At 60.8% G+C, this 23,689-nt stretch carries 20 protein-coding genes; 10 read left to right on the plus strand and 10 right to left on the minus strand.

Annotated features, from left to right (window positions below; genetic code table 11):
* Positions 1 to 15 precede the first annotated feature (15 nt).
* The gene (locus AC3WWR_RS15270) at positions 16 to 213 is read right to left on the minus strand and encodes a Flp family type IVb pilin (RefSeq protein ID WP_492598844.1); all 198 of its coding nucleotides are present in this window, start codon (positions 211 to 213) and stop codon (positions 16 to 18) included.
* A gap of 327 nt (positions 214 to 540) precedes the next feature.
* Here AC3WWR_RS15270 and cpaB point away from each other — a divergent pair, with 327 nt between their 5' ends.
* The 8 genes from cpaB to AC3WWR_RS15310 are packed head-to-tail and all read left to right on the plus strand — an operon-like array spanning position 541 to position 7,999.
* Positions 541 to 1,491, plus strand: coding sequence for a Flp pilus assembly protein CpaB (gene cpaB / locus AC3WWR_RS15275; protein WP_033044769.1), 951 nt, complete (start codon positions 541 to 543; stop codon positions 1,489 to 1,491).
* A gap of 21 nt (positions 1,492 to 1,512) precedes the next feature.
* Positions 1,513 to 2,775 (plus strand): type II and III secretion system protein family protein, encoded by a 1,263-nt coding sequence (locus AC3WWR_RS15280; RefSeq protein WP_033044768.1) that lies wholly within the window; start codon positions 1,513 to 1,515, stop codon positions 2,773 to 2,775.
* Complete coding sequence (locus AC3WWR_RS15285; RefSeq protein WP_020799217.1) at positions 2,772 to 3,959, plus strand: CpaE/TadZ family protein; 1,188 nt, start codon at positions 2,772 to 2,774, stop codon at positions 3,957 to 3,959. The genes AC3WWR_RS15280 and AC3WWR_RS15285 overlap by 4 nt, the downstream gene beginning before the upstream one ends.
* Positions 3,956 to 5,236: a TadA family conjugal transfer-associated ATPase gene (locus AC3WWR_RS15290; RefSeq protein WP_020799218.1), complete on the plus strand. Its 1,281-nt coding sequence runs from the start codon at positions 3,956 to 3,958 to the stop codon at positions 5,234 to 5,236. The genes AC3WWR_RS15285 and AC3WWR_RS15290 overlap by 4 nt, the downstream gene beginning before the upstream one ends.
* A gap of 10 nt (positions 5,237 to 5,246) precedes the next feature.
* Entirely contained in the window at positions 5,247 to 6,131 is an 885-nt protein-coding gene (locus tag AC3WWR_RS15295; RefSeq protein ID WP_020799219.1) for a type II secretion system F family protein, read from the plus strand.
* Positions 6,128 to 7,018 (plus strand): type II secretion system F family protein, encoded by an 891-nt coding sequence (locus AC3WWR_RS15300; RefSeq protein WP_033044767.1) that lies wholly within the window; start codon positions 6,128 to 6,130, stop codon positions 7,016 to 7,018. Before AC3WWR_RS15295 ends, AC3WWR_RS15300 begins: the two co-directional genes overlap by 4 nt.
* Before the next feature lie 10 nt (positions 7,019 to 7,028).
* Entirely contained in the window at positions 7,029 to 7,712 is a 684-nt protein-coding gene (locus AC3WWR_RS15305; RefSeq protein ID WP_492598845.1) for a hypothetical protein, read from the plus strand.
* Positions 7,713 to 7,723: 11 nt separating this feature from the next.
* Complete coding sequence (locus tag AC3WWR_RS15310) at positions 7,724 to 7,999, plus strand: DUF3613 domain-containing protein (protein WP_020799222.1); 276 nt, start codon at positions 7,724 to 7,726, stop codon at positions 7,997 to 7,999.
* A gap of 242 nt (positions 8,000 to 8,241) precedes the next feature.
* Here AC3WWR_RS15310 and AC3WWR_RS15315 read toward each other — a convergent pair whose 3' ends face one another.
* The 7 genes from AC3WWR_RS15315 to AC3WWR_RS15345 form a co-directional block, all read right to left on the minus strand.
* A complete protein-coding gene (locus tag AC3WWR_RS15315; protein WP_492598846.1) occupies positions 8,242 to 9,435 on the minus strand; it encodes an SEL1-like repeat protein in 1,194 nt (397 codons plus the stop codon).
* Entirely contained in the window at positions 9,435 to 10,130 is a 696-nt protein-coding gene (locus AC3WWR_RS15320; RefSeq protein ID WP_492598847.1) for a phospholipase D-like domain-containing protein, read from the minus strand. The genes AC3WWR_RS15315 and AC3WWR_RS15320 overlap by 1 nt, the downstream gene beginning before the upstream one ends.
* Before the next feature lie 23 nt (positions 10,131 to 10,153).
* Entirely contained in the window at positions 10,154 to 11,434 is a 1,281-nt protein-coding gene (locus tag AC3WWR_RS15325; protein ID WP_492598848.1) for an SEL1-like repeat protein, read from the minus strand.
* A complete protein-coding gene (locus AC3WWR_RS15330) occupies positions 11,434 to 13,263 on the minus strand; it encodes a phospholipase D-like domain-containing protein (RefSeq protein ID WP_492598849.1) in 1,830 nt (609 codons plus the stop codon). The genes AC3WWR_RS15325 and AC3WWR_RS15330 overlap by 1 nt, the downstream gene beginning before the upstream one ends.
* A complete protein-coding gene (locus AC3WWR_RS15335) occupies positions 13,260 to 15,977 on the minus strand; it encodes a type VI secretion system Vgr family protein (RefSeq protein WP_492598850.1) in 2,718 nt (905 codons plus the stop codon). Before AC3WWR_RS15335 ends, AC3WWR_RS15330 begins: the two co-directional genes overlap by 4 nt.
* Positions 15,978 to 16,406: 429 nt before the next feature.
* On the minus strand, positions 16,407 to 17,180 hold the full coding sequence (locus AC3WWR_RS15340) for a response regulator transcription factor (RefSeq protein WP_020797535.1): 774 nt from the start codon (positions 17,178 to 17,180) through the stop codon (positions 16,407 to 16,409).
* Between the two features lie 91 nt (positions 17,181 to 17,271).
* Positions 17,272 to 17,745 carry an A24 family peptidase gene (locus AC3WWR_RS15345; RefSeq protein ID WP_033044794.1) on the minus strand — a complete coding sequence of 158 codons (474 nt, stop codon included), beginning with the start codon at positions 17,743 to 17,745 and terminating at the stop codon, positions 17,272 to 17,274.
* A gap of 74 nt (positions 17,746 to 17,819) precedes the next feature.
* On the opposite strand from AC3WWR_RS15345, the gene AC3WWR_RS15350 reads away from it, so the two are divergent.
* Both AC3WWR_RS15350 and AC3WWR_RS15355 read left to right on the plus strand, forming a co-directional pair.
* Positions 17,820 to 18,260, plus strand: coding sequence for a TadE/TadG family type IV pilus assembly protein (locus tag AC3WWR_RS15350; RefSeq protein ID WP_020797537.1), 441 nt, complete (start codon positions 17,820 to 17,822; stop codon positions 18,258 to 18,260).
* Entirely contained in the window at positions 18,257 to 21,019 is a 2,763-nt protein-coding gene (locus AC3WWR_RS15355; protein ID WP_432668963.1) for a PAS domain-containing sensor histidine kinase, read from the plus strand. The genes AC3WWR_RS15350 and AC3WWR_RS15355 overlap by 4 nt, the downstream gene beginning before the upstream one ends.
* Here the strand turns inward: AC3WWR_RS15355 and AC3WWR_RS15360 are convergent.
* Positions 20,989 to 22,956: a pilus assembly protein TadG-related protein gene (locus AC3WWR_RS15360; RefSeq protein WP_432668962.1), complete on the minus strand. Its 1,968-nt coding sequence runs from the start codon at positions 22,954 to 22,956 to the stop codon at positions 20,989 to 20,991. The genes AC3WWR_RS15355 and AC3WWR_RS15360 overlap by 31 nt on opposite strands.
* Before the next feature lie 123 nt (positions 22,957 to 23,079).
* Positions 23,080 to 23,640, minus strand: a complete 561-nt coding sequence (locus tag AC3WWR_RS15365; protein WP_020797541.1) for a DUF4136 domain-containing protein — start codon at positions 23,638 to 23,640, stop codon at positions 23,080 to 23,082.
* Positions 23,641 to 23,689 lie beyond the last annotated feature (49 nt).

The raw sequence follows: 23,689 nt of genomic DNA on the forward strand, positions 1-23,689 counted from the left end.
CCTTCTCGTATTCACTCACATGGTGTCCCTGATTTTTTCGAATACCGCTTTAACATTGTCTCCTATATCCGTACCCAAACCTGCAATCACCACCGCGACCATGGCAGCGACGATGGCGTACTCGATACCCGACGCTCCCTCGGTATCCTTGGCCAGCCCTTTGTAAAAAGCGATTTCGGATTTGACCTTCTGAAACAGCTTGGCGAAAGACATGACGTTCTCCTCGAAGACACCGAGTGTTGCACCGACGCAACATGATTCCCCTGTGCCAGCATCAGCATTGTCGGCATTCCTCCACCAAACAACTGTAAAAACGCATTAACACGAAAGTATTAATCGCTTTGTTGACGTCAAAAACCTTTGAATTGAGCTGGTCGTCGATTTTTCGTTAGAAAATTTTCCCCGGGTAATGGCGTTTTGCTCTAGCTGCGCTACCTTCCAATAGCGAAATAGTTCCATGTTCATAGCTACCTGATTGCGAAGTTGTCTCGTTGCGGAAAACGACTTCTTGGTGCAGCAGGAAAGAAGGGAAGCGCCGTCATGAACAGTCGTGTCATTCTTGGCCTAGCGGGACTGTCCCTGGCGGGTGCGGTCATTGCCGGTTACTGGGGCTTCACCTTGACGCGTGAACCGACCGCCACTCCCGTTGCGCAAGCCGCCATCGCCCCCACGTCCCTCAGCAACCCTGCAGCTGTTGTCCAACCAGAAGAGGACACGCGCCAACCGATCGTGGTGTTGCTGCATGACATCGCGCCGTTTGTGCAAATCACTGCCGCCGACGTGGCCGTGGAAAAACTGCGAACCGTCCCGGCCGGCAGCCTGACCCGCCTCGATCAAGCCATCGGCCGTACGCCCTGGCGTGCCCTGACCGCCGGCAGCTGGCTCAACGACGAGAGCTTCGAAGGCGGCGGTAAGTTGGCGCGGATGATTCGGCCCGATGAGCGTGCGCTCGCCGTTGCCGTGGATGAAGTGATCAACGCTGGCGGCCAATTGACCCCGGGGGACTATGTCGACGTGCTGCTGTTCTTGCGCATGGACACCCTTAATCTCCAGCCCTCGGCCCAGCTCGCGGTCCCGGCCTTGCGTGTACTGGCGGTGGGCGAGCAAATGGGCCTGACCAACGACGGCCAGCCCTCCAGCCCGGCCCAGGGCAACGATGAAAAACTCCGGCAGGAGCAACAGCGCGCCAGTGCCCGTACCGTGCTGCTCGCCGTTCCCGAACCACTGGTGAGCCGCTTGATGCTCGCCACCCAGGCCGGGGTGCTGCGCCTGGCGGTGCGCAGCGCCGAGGAAAAACGCCTGGCGCGTTACTGGGCCGGTGAACGCGATTCCGCAGCCAACCTCGCCAACGCCAATCGCGACTTGATTCAGTTCAACCAGCTGGCCATGACAGCGCCGCCCAAACCGCTGGTTGCCAGTAACGCAGTCGCGCCGCGCCGGTCGGGTGTGGAAGTCATCCGCGGCAACGAAAGCACGCCAAAGTCCCCCTGAATCGAGCAAGGAAACGCTTTAATGCGCAGACGTAGTACGCCGTTTTTGAACGGCTTGATCTGGGCCACCTTGCTGAGCGGCATGCCGGTGACGGCAGTCATGGCTGCCAACGGTAATTGTGCAGCGCTGGGCCCCTTGCCAGCGGTGCTGGAAGTGGGCGAAGGCCTGCAACAGGAAGTGCAATCGCCCGTGGCAATCACCCGGATCGCAGTGGGTGACCCGAAAATCGCCGACGTGCGAGTCAATGGCAGCCAGGCATTCCTGCTCACCGGCATGGGCGCCGGTGCCACCAGCCTGATGGTCTGGACCGCCTGTGCCAGCGCGCCGCGCCAAAGCATGGTGTTCGTCCAGGGCCGGGCGACGGCAGCCATGACCAGCGCCAGACAGTCACCCTCCGATGACCCGCTGCTGCCATCGCAAGTGCAGACCGACATCCGCTTCGTCGAAGTCAGTCGTACCAAGCTGAAGGAAGCCAGTACTTCGATCTACGGCAAAAATTCGAATTTCCTGTTCGGCTCTCCCGGTACCGTCCCCAATACTGCAGTGACACCGCGGGTGTTCCCGCTGCGCAACCTTGACCCGCGGATTGCCGTGCCGAGCATTCCGCTGGCCAACGACATGTTCAACATCGTCGCCGGCGGCGGCAACTTCCTGGCCATCATCAATGCCATGGAAAGCAGTGGTTTTGCCTACACCCTGGCGCGACCGAGCCTGGTGGCGATCAGCGGACAAAGCGCAAGCTTCCTGGCGGGCGGTGAAATCCCTATCCCGATTCCCAGCGCCAACAGCAACAGCTACTCCATCGAATACAAGGAATTCGGCATCCGCCTGACGCTCACGCCAACGGTGGTCAGTAACGACCAGATCGCCCTCAAGGTCGCTCCGGAAGTCAGCGAACTGGATTACAACAACGCCGTGACCATCGGCGGCACCACAGTGCCGGCGTTCACCATTCGCCGTACCGACACCAGCATCTCCCTGGCCGATGGCGAAAGCTTCGTCATCAGTGGCCTGATCAGTACACAAAACACCTCGCAGGTGGACAAGTTTCCGGGACTGGGCGATATCCCGATCCTCGGCGCGTTCTTTCGCAGCTCCTCGATCAATCGCGAAGAACGGGAACTGCTGATGATCGTCACGCCGCACCTGGTGCAGCCGTTGGCGGCGAATGCGCAACTGCCGTCGCTGCCGGGGGAAAAACTCCGCAATTACGACCCCAACTGGTACCGCCTGTACTTCCTCGAAAACGGCGACTTCGATAAACGCAGCGGGCTATCGCAATGAGCCAGAACCTGAGCCAGACCTTCCTCGCGATCACGCGTAACAGCACCGACCTTGAATGGTTGCAAGGCGCGCTCGCCCCCTTGGGCCAAGTGGTCAGCGCCGGTGGCGGCAGCCTCGACGAACTGCTGGCGCTGGTGGACGTGACACTGGCCAGCCTGGTGTTCGTGGGCCTGGACCGTGAGCATGTGGTGGCCCAGTGCGCACTGATTGAAGGCGCTCTGGAAGCCAAGCCAAGGCTGGCTATCGTCGCGCTGGGCGACGGCATGGACAACCAGCTCGTACTCAATGCCATGCGCGCCGGGGCCCGGGACTTCGTGGCCTATGGCTCGCGCTCCAGTGAAGTCGCCGGGCTGGTGCGGCGCCAGAGTAAACGCCTGCCACCGGTGGTGCCCAATACTCACCTGGGCGGCCTCACCGTCCTGTACGGCGTGCAGAGCAATGCCGACGGCGCACTGTTGGCCAACCACATGGCACAGGTGGTGCAAAAAAGCGGTCAGCAAACGCTGCTGCTCGACCTCGGCCTGCCCCGGGGGGACAGCCTGGCCTTGCTGGGCCTGGAGAGCTCGTTTCATTTCGGTGATGCCCTGCGCAACTTGCGTCGTCTTGACGCCACCCTGATCGACAGCGCCTTCACCCGTTGCGAAGCCGGGCTGCGGATCCTCGCCTATGCCACCCAGGATGAACCGCTGGAACACACCAGCGCCGCCGAGCTGTACATGCTGCTCAGCGCGCTGCGCCAGCACTTCCAGCACATCGTCGTGAACCTCACCGGCCAGCCCGACAGCGAAGCCTTGCGCACCTTCGTCAGCCATTGCGACAAGCTGCTGTGGTACACCGACCAGAACGTGCTCGACTGCCGCCGCAACCTGGCGGTACTGAATCTGTGGCGCGAAAAAGGCATGAAACTCGATCACGCCACGCTGCTGGTGGATCGCTACCTGCGTAGCGTCGCGCCAGACTCCGAGGCCTTGAGCAAAAGCTTCGGCATGGAAATCATCGCCACCCTCGCCTACAGCCCCGAAGTCCGTTTGAACGCCAAGAACCAGGGCGTCACCCTGTTCGAACTGGCCCCCCGGGAAGTGCTCACCCAAAGCCTGCGCAACCTCGGCGAACGCTTGGCCAAACGCTCCGAAAGCCTGGCCAAGCCCAAGTCCTGGTTCAGCCGTTTGAGAGGTACGCCATGAGCGGCGAAAAACTGTTCGGCGCAACGCACCGTGGGGTGGCCGGCAATACCGACCACGACGGCCTTAAACTGGTGCTGCACCGCTACATCATCGATGCCATCGAGGAGTCCGGAAAAAACCTGCTGGAGGGCTCGCGCCAGGTGCTGGCGCAGTTCGTCATCGACAAAGTGGCCGAATACATCGCGCGCTTGCACCTGGCGATTTCGCGCTACGAGATGGAGCGCCTGGCCGAAGAAATCGTCGACGAACTCACAGGCTTCGGCCCGCTGGAAGTGTTGCTGCGCGATTCGGCCGTCACCGAAATCCTGGTCAACGGCCCGCACCGCGTGTTCATCGAGCGCGATGGTGTCCTGCATCAAAGCGACTTGCGTTTTATCGATGCGCACCATGTCGAGCGCGTCATCCAGCGCATCCTCGCGCCCCTGGGCCGGCGGCTCGACGAGTCTTCGCCGATGGTCGACGCGCGCCTGCCCGACGGCAGCCGGGTCAATGCGATCATTCCACCGATTGCGCTCGACGGCCCGTGCCTGTCGATTCGAAAATTCCGCCAGGACATGCTCAACAGCACCGACCTGATGGCCATGCAAACCATCGACCAGGCGATCTACGAATTCCTCCAGGAGGCCGTGGGCAAGCGTTGCAACATCCTGATCAGCGGCGGCACCGGCACCGGCAAGACCACGCTGCTGAATATTCTCAGCCAGTTGATCGACCCCCACCAACGGTTGGTGACCATCGAAGACGTCGCCGAATTGCAACTGGGCCACCCCCACGTGGTGCGTCTGGAAACCCGACCGCCGAATGCCGAAGGCCATGGCGAGGTGAAAGCCAGCGACCTGATTCGCAACGCCCTGCGGATGCGCCCGGACCGGATCATCCTCGGCGAAATCCGCGGTGTCGAAGTGGTCGACGTACTGACCGCGATGAACACCGGCCACGACGGCTCCATGAGCACCGTGCACGCCAACAACGCGCAAGATGCGTTGTTGCGCCTGGAAACCCTGGTCGGCCTGACCGGTCGCAGCATTGCCGAACGGACCTTGCGCCAGATGATCTGCGCGGCGCTGGACGTGGTGATCCAGTTGACGCGCATGCCCGATGGCCGCCGCTGTGTCAGCGAAGTAGTCGAGGTGATCGGCATTCGTGAAGACGTGTACGTCACCAATACCCTGTTTCGCCTCGACCGCCGCAGCGGTTTCGGTTTCATGCGCGAGGCGGTCAACCCCGCGGGTGACAAACTGCGCCGCGAATCGGCGCTCTCTTCCTCGGTGTATTGAAGGCCACGGCATGCTCAAACCGCTGCTGCTTATCTTTGTTTGCCTGGCGTTGCTGGGGCTCTCGGCCCACTTGTTCACTCGCGGCTTACGCGAGCCCGGCACCCGGCGCGTGCTGGAACGCCTGAGCCAGGGGCAACCGGAGCGGGTGGTGCGCAAAACATCCTGGACGGGACTGGATCGCGCCTTTTTGCGCGCTGGCCTCGGGCGGCCCACCGAACGCCTGGGTGTGTGGCTGACGCTGTGGGGCTTGAGTATCCTGCTCGGGTTTTTCGGCGGCGGCTGGCCGGGGTTGCTCGCCCTGTTGCTGTTGCCTCCCCTGCTCCTGCGCCTGTATGTCAACTGGCGTTACCAGCGTCGGCTCAAGCGCATGATCGAACAATTGCCCGCATTGCTCGATCACAGCGTGCGCAGCCTGAAGTCCGGGCGCACCTTGGCCGACGCGGTATTGGGCGCCATCGACGCCGCCGAAGATCCGCTGAAAGATGCCTTGGGCCGCGTGAAGCGCCAGGTGCACATGGGCATCAGTCTGCCGGACGCCACCTCGGACTTCGCAGAACTCTACGACAAAGACGAACTTCGCCTGTTTGCCCTCGGCTTGAAGGTCAACCACCGCTACGGTGGCAACGCCAGTGAACTGCTGGAAAACCTGATCAAGATCATCCGCGAACGGGAACAGGCTGCTCGCCAACTGAGCGCCATGACCGGTGAAACCCGAGTCACGGCGGTTGTCCTGGCGCTACTGCCGGTCACAGTCGCCGGCTATCTCCTGGTGTCCAATCCAAAGTACCTGATGACCATGTGGGACGACAGTTCAGGGCAATCGATGCTGATGGGAGCGCTCGCCCTGCAGGTGTTCGGCTGCCTGGCACTGTGGCGGATGTTGCGCAGCCTATGAACGCGTCCATGCTGCTGAGCTCGCTATTGTTCCTGCTGGCATCGGGATTGTTTATCTGCGTCATGGTGCAACTGCGTCATCGTGCTCGCCAGGTGGTGCAGCGCCTGGACGGCAAGGCGCCGGGCGAAAGCCGCTTGAGCCAATGGCTGCAGGCGCTGGGCACCAGCCGGGTCGGCCAGCAGTCGGTCAAGCTCGACAACGAAACCCAGACCCTGCTCAATTGCCTGGGCTGGCGTACCGCGCGGCAACGGGCGTTATTTGCCGCCTTGCAGGTTGGCGTCCCGGTACTGGCGCTGGCGTTGAGTGCATTGGTGCAGGGTCTGTTCTTCCCCCAGGTCATTCACCCATGGCTAGTCCCGGCGTTCGCCCTGGGTATCGGTTATCTGCTGCCCAAGCGTCTGCTGGCCGCTGCTGCGCACCATCGGCAGAAAAAACTGGCGATGGAAATCTCCACCTTCATTCCGCTGCTGCGCATCCTGTTCGAATCAGGCATGGCCGTGGAGCAATCGCTGCGAGTCTTGAGCAATGAAGGCAAACAACTGATGCCCACATTGACCCAGGAGTTGCGCCTGGTGCTGGCCCGTGTCGATTCGGGCCTGGAGCTGGGCGATGAACTGCACAAGGTCACCCGCTTGCTGGCGGTCGACGAGTTCACTGACACCTGCGTGATCCTGCAACAGCTGATCCACCAGGGCGGCGGTGCGATGAAATCCCTGCTGGCGCTCAAGTTGTTGCTCGATGACAAGCGCCTGGCGCGCCTTCAGGAATACATCTCCAAGATGTCCGCAAAAATGTCCGTCGTGATGATGCTGTTCCTCTTCCCGGCGTTGTTGATCGTACTGGCGGGCCCGGGCTTCACCGCCCTCGCCCGGGCTTTTGCTTCTTAGGGGAATCGTGATGAAAGCAATGTTTGCAGGTTTTTGTCTGCTGATGCTGGGGGGTTGCGCGAGCAACGGACAGACACCCTGGAGTGCCCTGACCCCCGTCAGTTGCGGCAAATTGAACGCCGAACAACAGCTGTCGCTGAACCTGGCCGACGACATGGCCAACGACGGCAAGTTGCACGCCAGCCTCGCCAACCTGCAGAGCCTGCCGGACAAAGTTGCCGACGTGCGCCTGCGCAAGGCCAAGGTGTATCGACTGCTGGACCGCAGTGAAGCCGAACCGCTGTACCGCAGCCTGCTCGGCGGCTGCCTGGCCGCCGAAGCCGAACACGGCCTGGGCCAACTCGCCGCCGCCCAAGGCGACCATGGCCTGGCCCAGGCGCACTTGCAACGGGCCGCCCGACTGGCGCCCACCGACGAAAAAATCCGTAACGACCTGGGCGTGGTCTACCTCAATCAACTGCGCATCGAAGACGCCAAATTCGAATTCCTCACCGCCATCGAGCTCAAGCAAAGCGACCAACTGGCCGCCGTGAACCTGGTGACCCTGTTGATCTATCAGGACGACTGGAACCGCGCCGCCGAACTGGTCAGCCGCCTTGGCCTGAATCCGGCACAAGTCACCCAGGCCCAGGCCCGCGCCGAGAAACTCAAGTCACCCGGCAAGTCCGGGCCGACCGTCGCCGCTGTTCAGTAGGGAGCACCCTGATGAAACCGACCACCTTGTACTGCCTCGGCTTGCTGGCCTTGCCACTTGCCGCTCACGCCATCGACGCCGGCCCCGCCTCGCCACAACAACAGGAAACCGAAGGCTGGCTGCAACTGCAAAGCAGCAACACCGCCGCCTCCACCAAGCCGCAAACTGCCAGCGCAGCCGAGCGCGAACTGGCAATGCAGCGCTGGTTGAAAAGCTTCCAGCACGAGATCCCAGAGTTCTTTGATCAGGATGCGGGCGGATCGGTGAACAGCGGATCGCAGCAATAGCGCTAAACCACATCCTCCCCTGTTGGAGCGAGCATGCTCGCGATGGTCCTCAACGATAACGCGGGAAACCAGACGCCCCGCAGTGCCCTCAGTTTTTTCGTCGGAACACCACCCGGAGCATGCTCGCTCCTAAAGAGGGTTAGCGCTATTGCTGCGGGTAAATATTTAGGCTTCACCGAACAGTCTACATTCGATATTTTCCTCTTCGGCGAGCAAGAAGCGGATGTGGCGCCTCTCGATTCTCAGGGTTGGCAGGATTTCGCCTTTCTCGAAACGGGAACCTGTGCACCTTCGAGGCGCGAGAAAAGCTGGCCACCAATATCGGCTTTCCAGTAGCCAGTCTGCGGGCAGACTTGCCCGCTATAGCAGTACGGCGCAGATAAGTGAGCCTGGCTGAATGCAGGGGATCCCGGAAGACCACGACCGGTGGCCGGGTCCAGGAGTTTGGCCTTGGACAGTTGGTTGATCAGAGCAGTGCTGGGCTTTTCTGGCGGGACATTGGCCAGGCGTTCTTCGAGCCATTGCAGCTTGCCGTCCCAGGCGGGCAACTTGGCCGGAGGCAGGGGGAGGATTTCGTTGATTTCGGGGACGTTTGGTTTGGCGTAGGAGTAGTTGCCCAGCACTTTGCTAATTTTTTCGTAGCGTTCGGACCGCTCTACATCTTCCTGTTGGGCGAGATAATCAAGTTCATCAGTAGGTGGGGGGTTACGAAAGATTTTTCCTAATTTATAAGCAGAAGTGCTGTCACCCGCAGCGACTCCAAGTTGAAAGGCTTCAAGCGCTTCGTGGTATTGTTTTTTGTTCTTGAGATTTATTCCCAGTTCAATCGCCGCTTCGCCATGGCCTTGCTCAGCAGCACAGCGGCGCATTTGCCGTGCAATGTCCGGAGCCATATCGCTCGACGCCAATTTGTCTCCCACATAGTATTGTGCCTGGGCGTTGCCGTGATCAGCAGCCTTACGGTAGTAGCGTAGGGCCATTTCCGGATCCTGCTTCAGCCCCGCCGAACCTTGTTGCAGGAAGATCCCGACGAAGTAATAACCCGTAGCCACTCCTTCGCTGATCAATCGTTCGCTCAAACGCAAATGCTCGTCGCCCCGAAGCTGGAAATGGCCGCGCATGGCACCGTTCTGCAGGTTAATGTTGGCCTTGTAATGACCGTTTTCTGCCGCAATGCGGTACAGCCTTTCGATCTCCACATCGACGCTTTTGTCTTCTTTGAGCTGATTGTTTTTTTGCAGCCAGCGCGCGTACTGGAACAGCACGTCGGCCTCCGCGGAGGTCGCCGGGAATTGCTCATGCACGCAGGTAAAGGCCAGGTTGGCCTGGATTTCATTAAGGGGATTCACATGAGGATCCTTCTTCATATAGGTAAAGGTGCTGCGGCTGTCGCAGGCAGTCAGCAGCAGGCATGCCAACAAAAGAGCGAGACGCATCAGTCGATGTCCTTCAGCGTGGCTTTGTCGTAATAAAACTCGACGAGGGAGGCGTACGGTGTACCCATACCCTTTTCCTTCTGGCGATCTTTGTTTTCTTTCATGATGTCTTGCCACTCCTTGAACGCTAACCCCGGATCATCCTGCGCCCCCATCCCCCCCGTATGCATCTCCCACAGCCTTCGCCTCAACCCCCGCGTCACACTCGCCCACTCATGGGCAATGTTCAGTTCACTGTCGACCTGCATGCTGCGGGTGTTGATATTGGCCGAGCCCTGGGTGGTGAACACATCGTCGATGATCATCAACTTGGAGTGGACGTACACCGGCATCCACCGTTGGCCCGCGGGCGAGTCGGGGGCGACCAGCGAGCACAGGTGCACCTTCAGGCTGGGACGTTCCTCCTGTTGAACCGTGCTGTCCTTGATTGCCCGGGTTTGCCGTTCAAGCTCGGCCTCCCACCTGGCCAGTTCCTGCTGCCCGACGCGGTCGTGAGGTTCGAAGGTCGGCCGGGGCGGTGCGTTTTGTTTCACCGCTTCGATGCGCTGTATGCGCTGGGTGTTAACCGCGCCAGACCCAACGCTGTCTTCGCTGGCATTGGTGATCACGAACAAATGCAAGGGTCCATGTATGCCCGGTTTCACCTTGGCCTTCGGTAACTCGCCGATGCACGGCGCGTCGCCAGCCAATGGCATAAATTTACGAAATTGATTTTTTATCAGAGCAGGCGCCATTCAACCGCTTGCTCAGATCGCGTGATCTTGTCGGAGAAGGGCCAGGTGCGCAGGTGGTAACGCTCGACCAGTTGCATCGGCAAGATCTCGCCCTGCTTGAAGTACCGGGTTTCGCTCCCGTCCTTTACTGAATGGAGGCGAGGAAGCCAGCCAATCTTCCAGTACCCACTCACCGGGCAGACTTGCCCGCTATAGCAGTACGGCGCAGATAAGTGAGCCTGGCTGAATGCAGGGGATCCCGGAAGACCACGACCGGTGGCCGGGTCCAGGAGTTTGGCCTTGGACAGTTGGTTGATCAGAGCAGTGCTGGGCTTTTCTGGCGGGACATTGGCCAGGCGTTCTTCGAGCCATTGCAGCTTGCCGTCCCAGGCGGGCAACTTGGCCGGAGGCAGGGGGAGGATTTCGTTGATTTCGGGGACTTTGGGGTTAGCGTAGGAATAGTTGGCGAGTATTCGCCAGATTTTTTCGTAGCGTTCGGCGCGTTCCAGGTCTTCCTCTTGGCCAAGGTAGTAAAGTTCATTGGAGGGATGAGGATTACGAAATGCTTCTACCAGACGACCGGCTGCGTTCGAGTAACCTGCAGCCACACCCATCTGCAGAACTTCGATTGCATCCGCGTATCTCCCTTCATCCCGAAGGTAGATCGATAGCATGGAAGCAGCATTACCTTGCCCCTGCTCAGCGGCGCATCGACGCATTTGACGGGCGATATCCGGCGCCATATCGCTGGGTGCCAGTTTCTGGCCTACATACCCCTGGGCTTGAGCACTCCCGTTATCAGCGGCCTTGCGAAAATAGCGCAGGGCCATTTCCGAGTCCTGCTTCAGCCCCGCCGAACCTTGTTGCAGGAAGATCCCGACGAAGTAATAACCCGTCGCTACGCCCTCGCTGATCAATCGTTCGCTCAAACGCAAATGCTCGTCCCCCCGAAGCTGGAAATGGCCGCGCATGGCACCGTTCTGCAGGTTAATGTTGGCCTTGTAATGACCGTTTTCGGCGGCAATGCGGTACAGCCTTTCGATTTCCACATCGACGCTTTTGTCTTCTTTGAGCTGATTGTTTTTTTGCAGCCAGCGCGCGTACTGGAACAGCACATCGGACTCGGCGGAGGGCGTGGGGAATTGCTCGTGCACACAGCTAAACGCCAGATCGGCCTTGATCTCGTTAAGTGATTTCACCTGAGGGTCCTTCTTCATATAGGTAAAAGTGCTGCGGCTGTCGCAAGCAGTCAGCAGCAGGCATGACAACAAAAGAGCGAGACGCATCAGTCGATGTCCTTCAGCGTGGCCTTGTCATAATAAAACTCGACGAGGGGCGCATAAGGCACACCGTCTCTCTTATCTTCCTGGCTCTTTCTGTTTTTCTCGATGATGTCCTGCCAAGCCTTGAACGCCGCCCCCGGATCATCCTGCACCCCCATCCCCCCCGTATGCATCTCCCACAGCCTTCGCCTCAACCCCCGCGTCACACTCGCCCACTCATGGGCAATGTTCAGTTCACTGTCGACCTGCATGCTGCGGGTGTTGATATTGGCCGAGCCCTGGGTGGTGAACACATCGTCGATGATCATCAACTTGGAGTGGACGTACACCGGCATCCACCGCTGGCCCGCGGGCGAGTCGGGGGCGACCAGCGAGCACAGGTGCACCTTCAGGCCGGGACGTTCCTCCTGTTGAACCGTGCTGTCCTTGATCGCCCGGGTTTGCCGTTCAAGCTCAGCCTCCCACCTGGCCAGTTCCTGCTGCCCGACGCGGTCGTGAGGTTCGAAGGTCGGCCGGGGCGGTGCGTTTTGTTTCACCGCTTCGATGCGCTGTAGTTTGGTGACTGCGGGAATGAGCTCACCCCGGCCGAGGCTCTGGAGCATGCGCTGGGTGTTAACCGCGCCAGACCCAACGCTGTCTTCGCTGGCATTGGTGATCACGAACAAGTGCAACGGACCGTGTATGCCGGGGTCGCGCCCGGCTTTGGTCTGGCCCGCTGCCACGGCCTTGATCAGCTCGGCCAGAGGGGGCCAGCGAAAGTACTGGTTTTCGATGTAGATGAACTGGGTCGCGTTGTTGACGGCTTGCAGGTAGAGCTGCTCGATGTCGCGCTTGCCCTCCTGGGCCTGGGTGCGGAGGATCTGCGCGATTTGTCGGGTGGCGTCCGGGATACATTGCAGTTGCGGTCCGACCTGCATGGACTGCCGTGAGGCAATCAGGTCCTCGCCGGTTTCCTTGCGCCAGGCCTTGGCGAAATTGTTGTGCAGGGCTTCCAGGATCGGCCCACTGACGCGGCTGGAAATGTCCTGACGCGGGGTCATGCCGCGCGGGCCTTGATGGGGGAGTGGTTTGCGCTCCTCGGAACGGTTCAGCGCCGAATGGGCATTGGTGTCCCAGTACTCATCGAGCATGTTGTGGCCCATGACGAAACCGACGGCACAATCCGGCAGTTCGAAGTCGACCAGCACGGTTTTTTGATGATGCGTGGGGGTCGCTTTCAGGAAGAAGCGCGTAGCCCCACTGACCTGCGGATCGAGACTCGCGCGTCGCACTTGATGGGCGATTTCCGCTCGTTCGTTAACATCGAAACCACGACTGACAAACACTGGCCGCTTGAGTCCACCACGTTCCACCGCCTGGTCACCCTGGACCGCAAATTCGGCAAACCATTGACGGTCATAGTCGTATTGCGCCTGGGTGGAGCTCTGCAAGGCCCGGTCGTTGACGGGGAACGTGCCTTTGCCGGGCAAGTTGGCTTCACCCGACAGGCCGGCAGCATTGAAAGGCGCCTCCCAACCCAGTATCCGCACCTTGACGTCCGCTTGCGCCTTGGCCTTGAGTAGCTCACCGATGCTCGGCGCCTTGGGATCTCGATCTCGATCGCGAATGAAATACATCGACGGCTGGAAGCCCCAGCAGATGATGTCGACCGTTTTCGTGGCGTTGAAAATAGCCTCGTAAACCGCCTTGAAGGTGTCTTCACCATTGATCAACGGTTCATAGGTCGCCATGGCGGGCGGATATTCGGTGTCCTGTACATACCAGGGCGGGGTGCAGGTCACCTCTTGGCTGTGCTGGAATGCAACCGGTGAGACGAACTCATAGCGGCTCATGACGTCTTCCCTGTCTGATCGTTGATTGCATGTAGCGCCGCGTCGTACAGCGCGCGATGATCGGTGTGCGAGCTGGGTTGGCTCATCTCTGAATCGGCCTGCGCGGTGTGGTTGTGCAAGCCGCGATTGGCCATATGGGCCTGATCGGCATTGCGGTATTCGCCAGGCACTGGGATGTGATGGGTCACGCCGTTGGCCATGACTAACCGGTAGCTGCGGGTCACGACCTGATGATCGATCGACAGTTGCCCGGTCTTGTCCAGCACGCCTCGCTGGAGCACGGCACCGTCGGCGTAGAGGGTATAGGGCATGCCCGCCCAGCCCTCGCGGATGGCATTGGGGGCTTGTCCTACATTGAATCTCAGCCTTTGTCTGGACAGGCTTTGCGGGTAATCCGGATGCACGGCGGTCATGCTGGCCGGGCCGCTGTACTCGACGTACGCCGCCTTGACGTTGTGATCGCCCAATGTTCCCGATTCGATGCCGTTCGCATCGAGGGTGTAGTAGCTGCCTCCTCCGTTCAGGGTGATTTTCTTTTTCGCGGTGATATGGACTTCGTCTTCGGTGCTGGTGATGTTCAGGCCATGCCGCGCTATCAGTTCCAGGGTGTCGTTCTGTGCCTGAATTTTTACGGCGCCCTGATTGGCGATCAGCTTGATCCCCAGCTTGCGCACGAACAGGCTCAAACCCTGACCCACACCCATGAACAGGCGCTTGACCACACTGAAGTTGGCGTCGCCGCCAGCGTTGAGCATCATGTTCTCCTGCGCCGCCAGTTGCAGGTGCTGGCCGCTGGTGAGGGCAATGCCTTGGGGCGCGCTGAGCAGGATCACCTGCGCCTTGAGCGCGTCGATCTGTTCACGCAATAGCGACATTTGGGCCTGCACATCGGCGGGATCGGCGTTCGCCGCTTGGGCATCTTGCGAGAGTTTTTGCAGTTGTTCGCCGGCTTGTTGCAAGCGTTCCACTGCCGGGCTCATGTCGAGGACCGAGCCTTGCGCCTTGGGCTGTCCGTCGGCGCTGATGAACAACCCTTTGCCTCCACGAATACTCCCCCAATCATCCGTCCTTAGCTCAAACCCTTCCCCGCGTTTTTTCTTCGTGGCATCTACCAAATGCCCCAGGTTCAGCTGGCTCTTGCCGCCATACTCGGTGCTGAGCTTGACGTGCTCCTCCCCGCGCAGGTCTTCCATGCGCAGCTTGTTGTTCGCCGGTGTACGCAGCACGTTGCGGGTGTGGTCGCGCCTGCGCAGGGTCACGTGGTCCGGGTGTTCGCTGTCGTGCAGGGCGTGGGCGATGTAGGGACGGTCCGGGTCGCCCTGTTCGAAGGCGATGGCCACTTCGGTGCCGCAGATCAGCGGCAGGTGCAGCCCAAAGGTGTCGCCGGCGTAGGCGCGCGCCTGGCGCAGCCACATGCTTTCTTCGCCGAGCTTCCACGGGTCGCGGTCGAACAGGAAGTTGACCTTGTAGCGACCTCGCAGATCGATTTCTGCGTATTTGTCGTGGGTTTCGCCGCTGGTGACCCGGGCCGGGACGGTGCCGGCGATTTGTGGTTTGGGCAGCAGTGGCGGGCGAAAGCACAGGGTTTCCGAATAGGGCATGGCTTCAAAGCGGCACTCGAAGCTGGCATCGCGGGCGGCACGGGTACGCACGGCGATGATCGCGCACCGCGGGGTAAAGGCCTGCGGTGCTCCGCCGCCAGTGATGGTCAGCACCTGGCCCGGTGCGAGGGTGGCGCTGCTGCTGATGCCGCTCAGGCGGGTCTGGTCGTTGAGGTAGCGCTCGTGGCGCAGACGTGCGTAGAAGTAGCCGCTTTCGGTTGCCAGGTCTTCGTGCAGATCGTAGGCGCCGCCGAGTACGCGGTAGGGCTCGGCGTAGTGGTAGGCCTCGCCGTAGGTGATTTTCGCCCCGCGGGTCTGGTCGACGTCGGCGTCGAGGTGGGCCCTGGCGTCCAGGGGGTGATAGGCGCGGACGTTGACGTGTTTTTCCACCACCTGGTGATGGGTTTGCAGGTCCCACACGCGGTCCGCATCGCTGCTGAGCCCGGCGGGCGGGAAGCGCGGCAGCTCGACGTCGAACTGGTAGCCGCGCTGGCCGTCGCAGAACTCCACGACGTCGATGTGCAGGCGTTGGTCGCTGGTGACGCGGTACCAGATGCCCACTTCGGCCAGCAGGCGGCTGATGAAGGCCAGGTCGCTTTCGCCGTACTGCATCACCTGTTCACGCCGGGGGTATTCACGCACCAGGCGGAACAGGAAGTCCTGGCCTCGGAGGTCGTGACGGCTGCGCAGGATACTTTCGACGATTTCCGGTACTGACTTATCCTGGTAGATGCGGTATTGCCGGCCGCGTTCAAGCAAGGCCAAACGCGGTTGCAGGGTGAGTTCGTAGCGGGCTTCGTCACGGGAGGCGGACAGGCGCTTGAGGCCGGTGATCACGCCGTGCAGCGTGCGCAACGGTTTGACCTCGGGCACTTTCCAGGGCATCGGCGCGACGTTCAATGGCGCGGCGTGCAAGCTGAAAGAGGCGTCCTTGCGCAGCAGCTGTTCAGCTTCGAGATCGAGCTCGGCGCTGGTGAACTCTATCTCGTAGGTGAAGGGTTGGCTGAGGCGTTCTTCGCCGCGAAAGGCAAGGACATCGAGGCGGGTCTCGAGGTTGCGGACCCAGAGTTTATGGCGGCTGTGGTTGAAGAAAATGCGCGGTTGGGTGCTCATGGTCAGTCCTTCCTGGTCTGCGGGGGGAGCGGTCAGGAAGGGTTTGGCGTTCACCCGGGTCCTGTGGGGTGAAAGCTTTGGCGAATTGGAAGGAAGCTGGAAATAGGACGATTCTAAGAATGGTGTAGGCCGTTTCTCTATTTGAACAAGGCACTAACCGTGTCGGATAACCCTGTAGGAGCGAGCATGCTCCGGGCGGTGTTCCGACGATGGTCGATAACGATGACGCGGGAAACCAGACGCCCCGCGGTGCCCTCAGGTTTTTCGCGGGCAAGCCCGCTCCCACAGGGGATCCAGTACATCCGCTAGAATCGGATTGGCTGGCAGGCCGTCTTCGCGAGCAGGCTCGCTCCCACAGGTGGACCCAGTACGTCCGCCAGATGCAGGTCGGCTGGCGGGCTGGATATGTACACCAGCCTAAAGCGCAGATCAGCTCGTCGACGCCCGATGCCGCAGCCCTGAATGATTCGGCGTCATCGCCAACGCCAATTGCGTGCGGTTATGCATATGCGTCAACCGCAGCACCTGCGACACGTACAACTTCACCGTGTTCTCGGTAATGCCCAACTCGCAGGCAATCTGATAATTGGTTTTCCCCTTGCCCACCAACCGCGCCACCTCCAGTTGGCGTGGCGACAGCTGATTGAAGATGGCCGGGATCTCGGTTCGCTCGGTATCGCTGGCATCCCCTCCCGAGGCATTCGGTGTACGCCGAACCCGGTCCAGGTCCTGGTACAGATCATCAAGCGACTCGGACAGGTATTGCAGCTTCTGGTTCAGATGCCCCAACTGCAGCGTCTTATGCCGCTCCTGCAGTGCCACTTCCTGGCGCTGTACGCCTTCGAGCAATTCACCCAGGTCAATCGGCTTCTGGTAGTAATCGGCAACGCCGGCGCGCAATGCCTTGATCACATCCTGCTTGTCCGCCTGCCCGGTGAGCATGATGGCTTCGAAGGCCCGGTGTTTACCACTCAGGCGTTGCAGTTCCTGGACCATTTGAATGCCGTCCAGGCCAGGCATGTGCAAATCGCAGAGGACCAGGCCAATGTCCATGTCTTGTTGGAAACGTTCGATCGCCTGATGGCCGGATTCGCAGGGAACGCAGCGGTAGCCGTTGCTCTCAAGAAATTCGCAAAGTTCTGTGACGATCAAGGACTGATCGTCGACCACGAGGACTTTTATTGCCGAAGTACGCTTGTTCACGTGCAACTCCCTGCAAGGCCAAGGACTGACCGTCCTATTACTGAAACCCCTGTATGAAAGTAGTCGCTCTTTCGCCGCTGTACAAAACGGATCACATGCCGAGCCAGGCGAATGTCAGCACCAGCCCCACCAACAAGAAAGGGGCAAAGGGCTGTTTCCTTGACAGACCGGGCTCCAGATAACACAGGCGACTTCTAAGCCCTTGACTGATATGAAGCCAGACTCTTGGCGCCAGCAGTATCCAACACACACTGGCCAGGCCGGCACCGATAAACACGCCCAGCACGTGCCGACCATCGGTCGCCAGCCCCAGGGCGGTCATGAGCTTGACGTCCCCACCACCGAGGCGACGCATCGCATAGCCGGGCAAGGTGAAGGCCATGGCCAGCAACGCAGCCCAGCCACCCTGCGTGGCTGGGGCGCCGATCCAGGTGGTTCCGCTCCATAGCAGATACGCCAGCGCCAGCGCCCCCACGCCCAGGGTCAGGCGGTTGGCGATGTGCCGTTGCCGGGCATCTTGCGCTGCGCATAGCGTCAGCCAGATCAGTAGGACAAAGCTCTGCATCCGGTAAAAAACGTCCGTTATGGCGGAATGATTCTATGCTGACATTACCTCGTGATTTCAGGGTAGTCGCACTCATGAAAAGCAACCTCCCACGTAAGCAAAAAGGTGCCGTAGCGATTGAATTTGCCTTGGTGTTCGTGATCTTTTTTGCCGTGTTCTACGCGATTGTCACGTATAGCCTGCCGCTGTTGCTGATGCAGTCGTTCAACCAGTCGACCGCCGAAGCCGTGCGCCGTAGCGTGGCCCTGGACCCGAACACGCCCGGCTATGAGGCTGCGCTGAAAAACGTCGTCAAGCTGGAACTGACCCGGCAGTTGGCCTGGATTCCCGCCGGGCTGAATTTCGATGTCGCCACCGACACGACCACTACTTATACGGGCGGCGTGTTGAAGGTGGCCATCCACTATCCCTCGCAAAAGTTAAACGCGGTGATTCCGTTTCTGAACCTGCCGGGGATTGGCCCCATACCGAATTTGCCGGCGACGCTCACCGCCAGTTCGAGCCTGCAATTTTGAGTGCCGGGGATAAACTCTTCGGGCGCCTGCTCAATCGCCACCCGCCGGCACACCAGGAAATCGTGGAGCCCCCAAGCGTACTCAGTGTCGGCCTGCAGATACAGCTCGACGCCCAGGGTCGGGTGTTGCACCTGAGCGGCCCACTGCGGCATCTGCTGGCCCAGCAAGCCCCGGCGGCACAGCTTGCACATCTGCTGGATTTTCTCTTGCCCCATTGCAGCCTCGCCATCGAGGGCCCTCCCGCCGATTGGCGGGGTCAGCTTCTGGACCTGGACTTCTACAGCCTCAGCGGCTCGCCCCTGCACCTGCGTGGCTGGGTCCAGCCAATGGCCGACACTTGGTTGCTGCAGTTGCTGGACATCGGCGACTTGCTGCTTGAACGCCGACAAGCGCGCCTGCGCGAGCAGTGCCAGTTGCTCGCGGCGCAAATCGGTGAACAGTTGCGCCTGTGCAGCCTGATGCGCTTGCCCGACGTGCTGGTGGACCAACTGCAATCGCTGGCCCAACGCTTTCACATCCCCTGTATCGCCCTGGCGCTGCTCGATGAGCAGGAGGGCTGGCAGATTCACCAGCACTATGCCGGCTTTGACACGCCCAGCCTGTGGCACAACGGCCAGCGCCTGGGCACCGGCCTCGACAGTCTGGACGGCTCCACGCCGCATCACCTGAACCTGGCCGAGCACCCGCGCCTGCAAGGCACCTTTGGCAACACCGAGGGTTTCGCCGTGCCCTATCACGACGCTCAAGGCGTGGTCGCCTGGTTGCTCTGTGGCTGTTACACGGCCCATCAACAGGCCCCGGACGTCAGCGAGCGCGACTGGCTGCAGTTTGCCGCCGCCCTCGCCGGCCCCTTGCTTGCGCGCTTGCGCGAACATCGCCATCACCTGCAGCTGGAGCGCCTGGAGTCGTTGCAGGCGTTGCTCGGCACCGGCTGGTGGGAAATGTTCAACGACAGCGAGGTGCAATTGGCCCCCTCCCTGGCCCGCGCCCTGCATCTTGACCAGGAACGTCTGCCGCTGCAGGACTGGCTCGCCCAAGTGCACCCTGCCGATCGTGAAGAATTGCACAGCCGCCTGCAGGACTTGCGACTCGACGGCGCACCCCTGCTGTTGTGCGTGCGCCTGCACCGTGCCGACGGCGACACTCCACCGACCTGGTATCGCTTGCAAGGCCAGGCCCTGGGCGTCGGCAACCAACGGCGCCTGGTAGGATTCATGCTCGACATCAGCGACATCAAGAACCAGGAGCAACTCGCCGCTGCCGCGCATGCCCGGCTGGACAATCTGATCGCCAGTTCACCTGCGGTGATTTATGTGCAGCGCTATGTCGAAGGTGCGCTGCAACCGACCTTTTTCAGCGACAGCCTGCAACCCTTGCTGGGCTGGACGCTCGCTGACTGTACCGGAGCGGCGTTGGTCGATCGCGTTCACCCCGAGGATCGCGAGCGTTATTTCGAACGCACCCGCCTGCTGTTGCGCGAAGGCTCGGTACGTGCACGTTATCGGCTGCGCGACAGTCGCGGCAATTACCACTGGCTGCTCGACGAAGCCAGGTTGCTGCGCGATGACCTGGGTTTGCCGGTGGAAGCCGTCGGCCTGTGGCTGGACGTCACCGATGCGACGCTGGCGGCCGAACACGTCAAGCAGAGCGAGGAGCGTTACCGGATGCTGGTGGAGGACTCGCCGGCCATGATCTGCCGTTACCGTCCGGACCTGACCCTGACCTTCGGCAACCGGCCGCTGGCGACCTACCTGGAATGTTCGCCCGAGGGTTTGCCGGGGGTTAACCTGGGCAGCTGGATGTCGGCGCAGCAGCGCGAGTCCTTCCTCCAGCGCCTGAGCCAATTGAGCCCGGAATTCCCGGTGAGCACGGCGGAAATCAATCTGCAATTACCCGGCCGGGAACACGCCTGGTGGGTCTGGTCGGATCGCGGAGTGTTCGACGAGCAAGGCCGCTTGCTGGAAGTGCAGGCCGTGGGTCGCGACAACACCGAAGTCCGGCGCGCCCAGCAACAGCTGACCCAAAGCGCGAAAATGGCCACATTGGGCGAGATGGCCACCGGCCTGGCCCATGAAATCAACCAGCCGCTGAACGTGATGCGCATGGCGATCATCAATGTGCTCAAGCGCCTGGGCAATGGCGACCTACAGATCGATTACCTGACCGACAAGCTCAACCGCATCGACGCTCAGGTCCAGCGCGCAGCGCGGGTGGTGGATCACATGCGCGTGTTCGGCCGCCGCTCGGATATCGAACAGCAGCCGTTCAACCCGGCCCAGGCTATCGACGGCACCTTGTCGCTATTGGCCGAGGGGATGCGCGGCAAAGGGGTGGAACTGCGGGTCAGCGAGTGCGCTTTTGCGGTCCAGGTACGCGGGTATGTCGATCAGCTGGAACAAGTGTTGATCAACTTGATGGTCAACGCCCGGGATGCACTGCTCGGCAAGCGTGAGGCCGACGGTCAATTCAAGCCGTGGATAGCGGTGTATACAGAACGCGATGAACACGCGGTGCGGCTGTGGGTTGAAGACAACGGCGGCGGCATCGATCCGCGCTTGCTGGAACGCATCTTCGAACCGTTCTTCACCACCAAGCCGGTGGGCGTCGGCACTGGGCTGGGGTTGTCTGTGAGCTACGGCATCGTGCAGAACATGGGGGGAACACTCAGCGTCAGAAACTCGGCCGAGGGCGCGCGGTTTTGCATCGAGCTGCCGATCGTGCCCGATGCTCAGATCACCAGCGACGCGCGGCCGGCGTGACAGCTGAGGTTGGCGCCGACTTCGACCTTGTTCAAGTCGATGCCCAGGCTCGCCAGCAGCGTGTTGATCAGGGTATCCAGCAACGGGCTGAGCACGGTGTTGATCGCATTGACTAGCGCGGTGGTGACGTCGTTCAAGAGGCTGCCCAGGCCACCGATGATGCTGCCGGACAACCCGTACATGTTCACGCCGAGGTCGCTGACGGTGGTGCTCAGGCTGTTGACGATGTTGTTGGTGGTGTAAGCGTAGAAAAACGGTGGCTGGTTGATTTCCGGCAGGTTGGCGGCAGCTGGTGCGGAATACACGTGGGGTATGTTGGCGTTCTGCGCTACCGCGGTATTGACGTGGATGCCGATGCCACCGCTCGGCCGAGGGTTGTAGCAGACCGCCGGTAAAAACAGCAGCCGGTTGCAGGTTTGCACGCCGACATAAATGACTTGTAGCGGGTTGACGATATTGGTCGGCGGGACCGTGGCGGAACCAAACACATCCTCCGGGGTGATCTGTCCGATTTTCAGCCCGATCAGCTTGGTCGTGGTGCTGGTGGTCAGGCTTTTATTCGTCGAGCTCATGCAGCTGTAAGCCGTGACATAACTCCAGGCACCGCCTGCTTCCAGGGCGACATCGAGCCGTATCGGCGGTGACAGAAGCTTGACTTCCGTCGTGTCACACGGTGCACCCAAGCCGCACGTCAGCAACTTGTGCAGTTGCAGGCCCAGCAAGTCTTCCAGAAAGTCGGTTAGCGACGTAGCAAGGTCAAGTACGGCATTGACCAATGGCGTGATGGCGTCCAGTACCGGCAGGTCAATGGACAACAACGTCTTGACCTGGGCCGTCCGAACATAAATGCGGTCAGGCCCCAAAGGTGCCTGGGCCGCCTTTTTCGGATTGCCCACGGCCGACAATTGCGGCGGCTGCATCACCTGCACCCGCGCAGTGATCTGCGCCAGGCCCGCGAGGTTGATCGGCAGGGTCGCCACCAGGCCGTTCTGCTTGTTGGCCAACTGCACGACGCCTTCAATCAGGTCGAAAGCCTTGAGGTTCACTGCCAGGGCCGAGATGTCACTGCCACTTTCGACGTGCAGCAAGTCGCCCAGCACCACGCTGGTCGCACCGGCAGCCAGTTTCAGCGCCTTCAGGCTGACGATCGTGGCACTCGCTGCCAGAGTGCCATTGGGGTCCAGGACATTGATGGCGGCCTGGATCAACTGGCTGACGGTGATGCTGTTGGACAGCACCTGGTCGTAGCCTACGGCGGTCAGGCCGAGGTCGACTTTCAGGCGATTGAGGTAGCTGAGCAGGCTGATGTTGCTGTTGACCAAGCCATTCCAGCCTGCGGCATTGATCGTCACGTTGCCTCCCAGCAAGCCACCGAACAGCAAACTGGTAATGGCTGCCTTGCTGGTATCGAATGTCAGCACAGTGCTGCGGATGGTCAGTGCTGCCAGCGGCGGCGGGAGCGCGGCGACCGCTGTGGCCTTCAGGTTCAGGGTCGAGCCAGCAGGGGCACCGCCAAACAGAGCACCAATGCCGCCCGCAAAACTTTGCGGCACGACGTGGCTGGCGATGACCTGGATCGCTTCACTTTTGCCAGGGTCGACGGAAAATATCCGCAGGCTGTTGGCATCCAGGGTCAGCGCACCGCAGCTAACCGCCAGTGCACGCCCGTCGCTGGGCACAGTGAAGCCATTGCGCTGGGCACTGGCGGTGGCATAGCTGGTCGCGGTTGCACCCGTGGAACAATCCCCACCCCGCGTGGCGGCTTCAAGCGCGGCCATGTCGGCGATGCGCTGCAGGTTGCGCTTTTCCAGGTAGAGCCGGCCGCTGTCGATCACCAGCAACATGAACGCCAAGGCCAGCGCCAAGGTAACGGCCGCCATCAAGCCAATGGCCCCTGTTTGTCGGGCAGGGCCGCGAAACTGCATGCGGGGCGACATCGCGCACTCCTTTGCCGGCGCACGGCCGAACGTAACCTCCGTGGGTGTAAGGCAGTGTAGACAAGGGATGGCGTGACTGCTGGCAACTCGCCACCGCCTGTAGGGGGTGTTAATTGGGTGTTTTCACCGGCGGGGTGGGTAGTTGGCCAGAATCCTCGTGACCGTTTCGTGTATCGCATTACTGCGGTCTGTCGGATTCGGCGTGCGGCTGAGCATCTGTTCGTCACTGCCGCGCCAGACCAGCTTGCCGTCCTTGCCGTCGAGCAGGTCGATCTGGATCGTCGCGACCTTGTAGGACACCAGGCGGGTTTCGTTGTACATCGGTGCGCCATAGTAGCCGTACCAAGGGTAACCCCAACCGCCGCCGTAGTTGGTCGTCACCTGTTGCTGGCGATCCTCGACTATCAGGTAAGCCTGCACATTCACATCCCCCCTGGCGCCGGCGCCCGCCTGACGCAGGCCACGTTGCTCGAGCTGATCGGCCACCGAATCGCGCACACGCTGTTCGGTCAGGTCGCTCTTGATCCTGGGGTCATCGGGACGGTATTGCAGCGCCGGTTCTTTCCAGCTCCAGCTGTGATACGCGGCAAAATCGCGGCTGGCATCGAAGTCATGATTGACCTGGTTGGCGGCGCAGGCACTGAGCAGCACGGCCACTGCCAGTAAAGCGAGACGGCGGAACATGGCGATTCTCCGGTAGAAGACATGAACCTGCGAAATGCTTCTGGACTAC

Source organism: Pseudomonas sp. EB271-G4-1 (genome assembly GCF_058791355.1).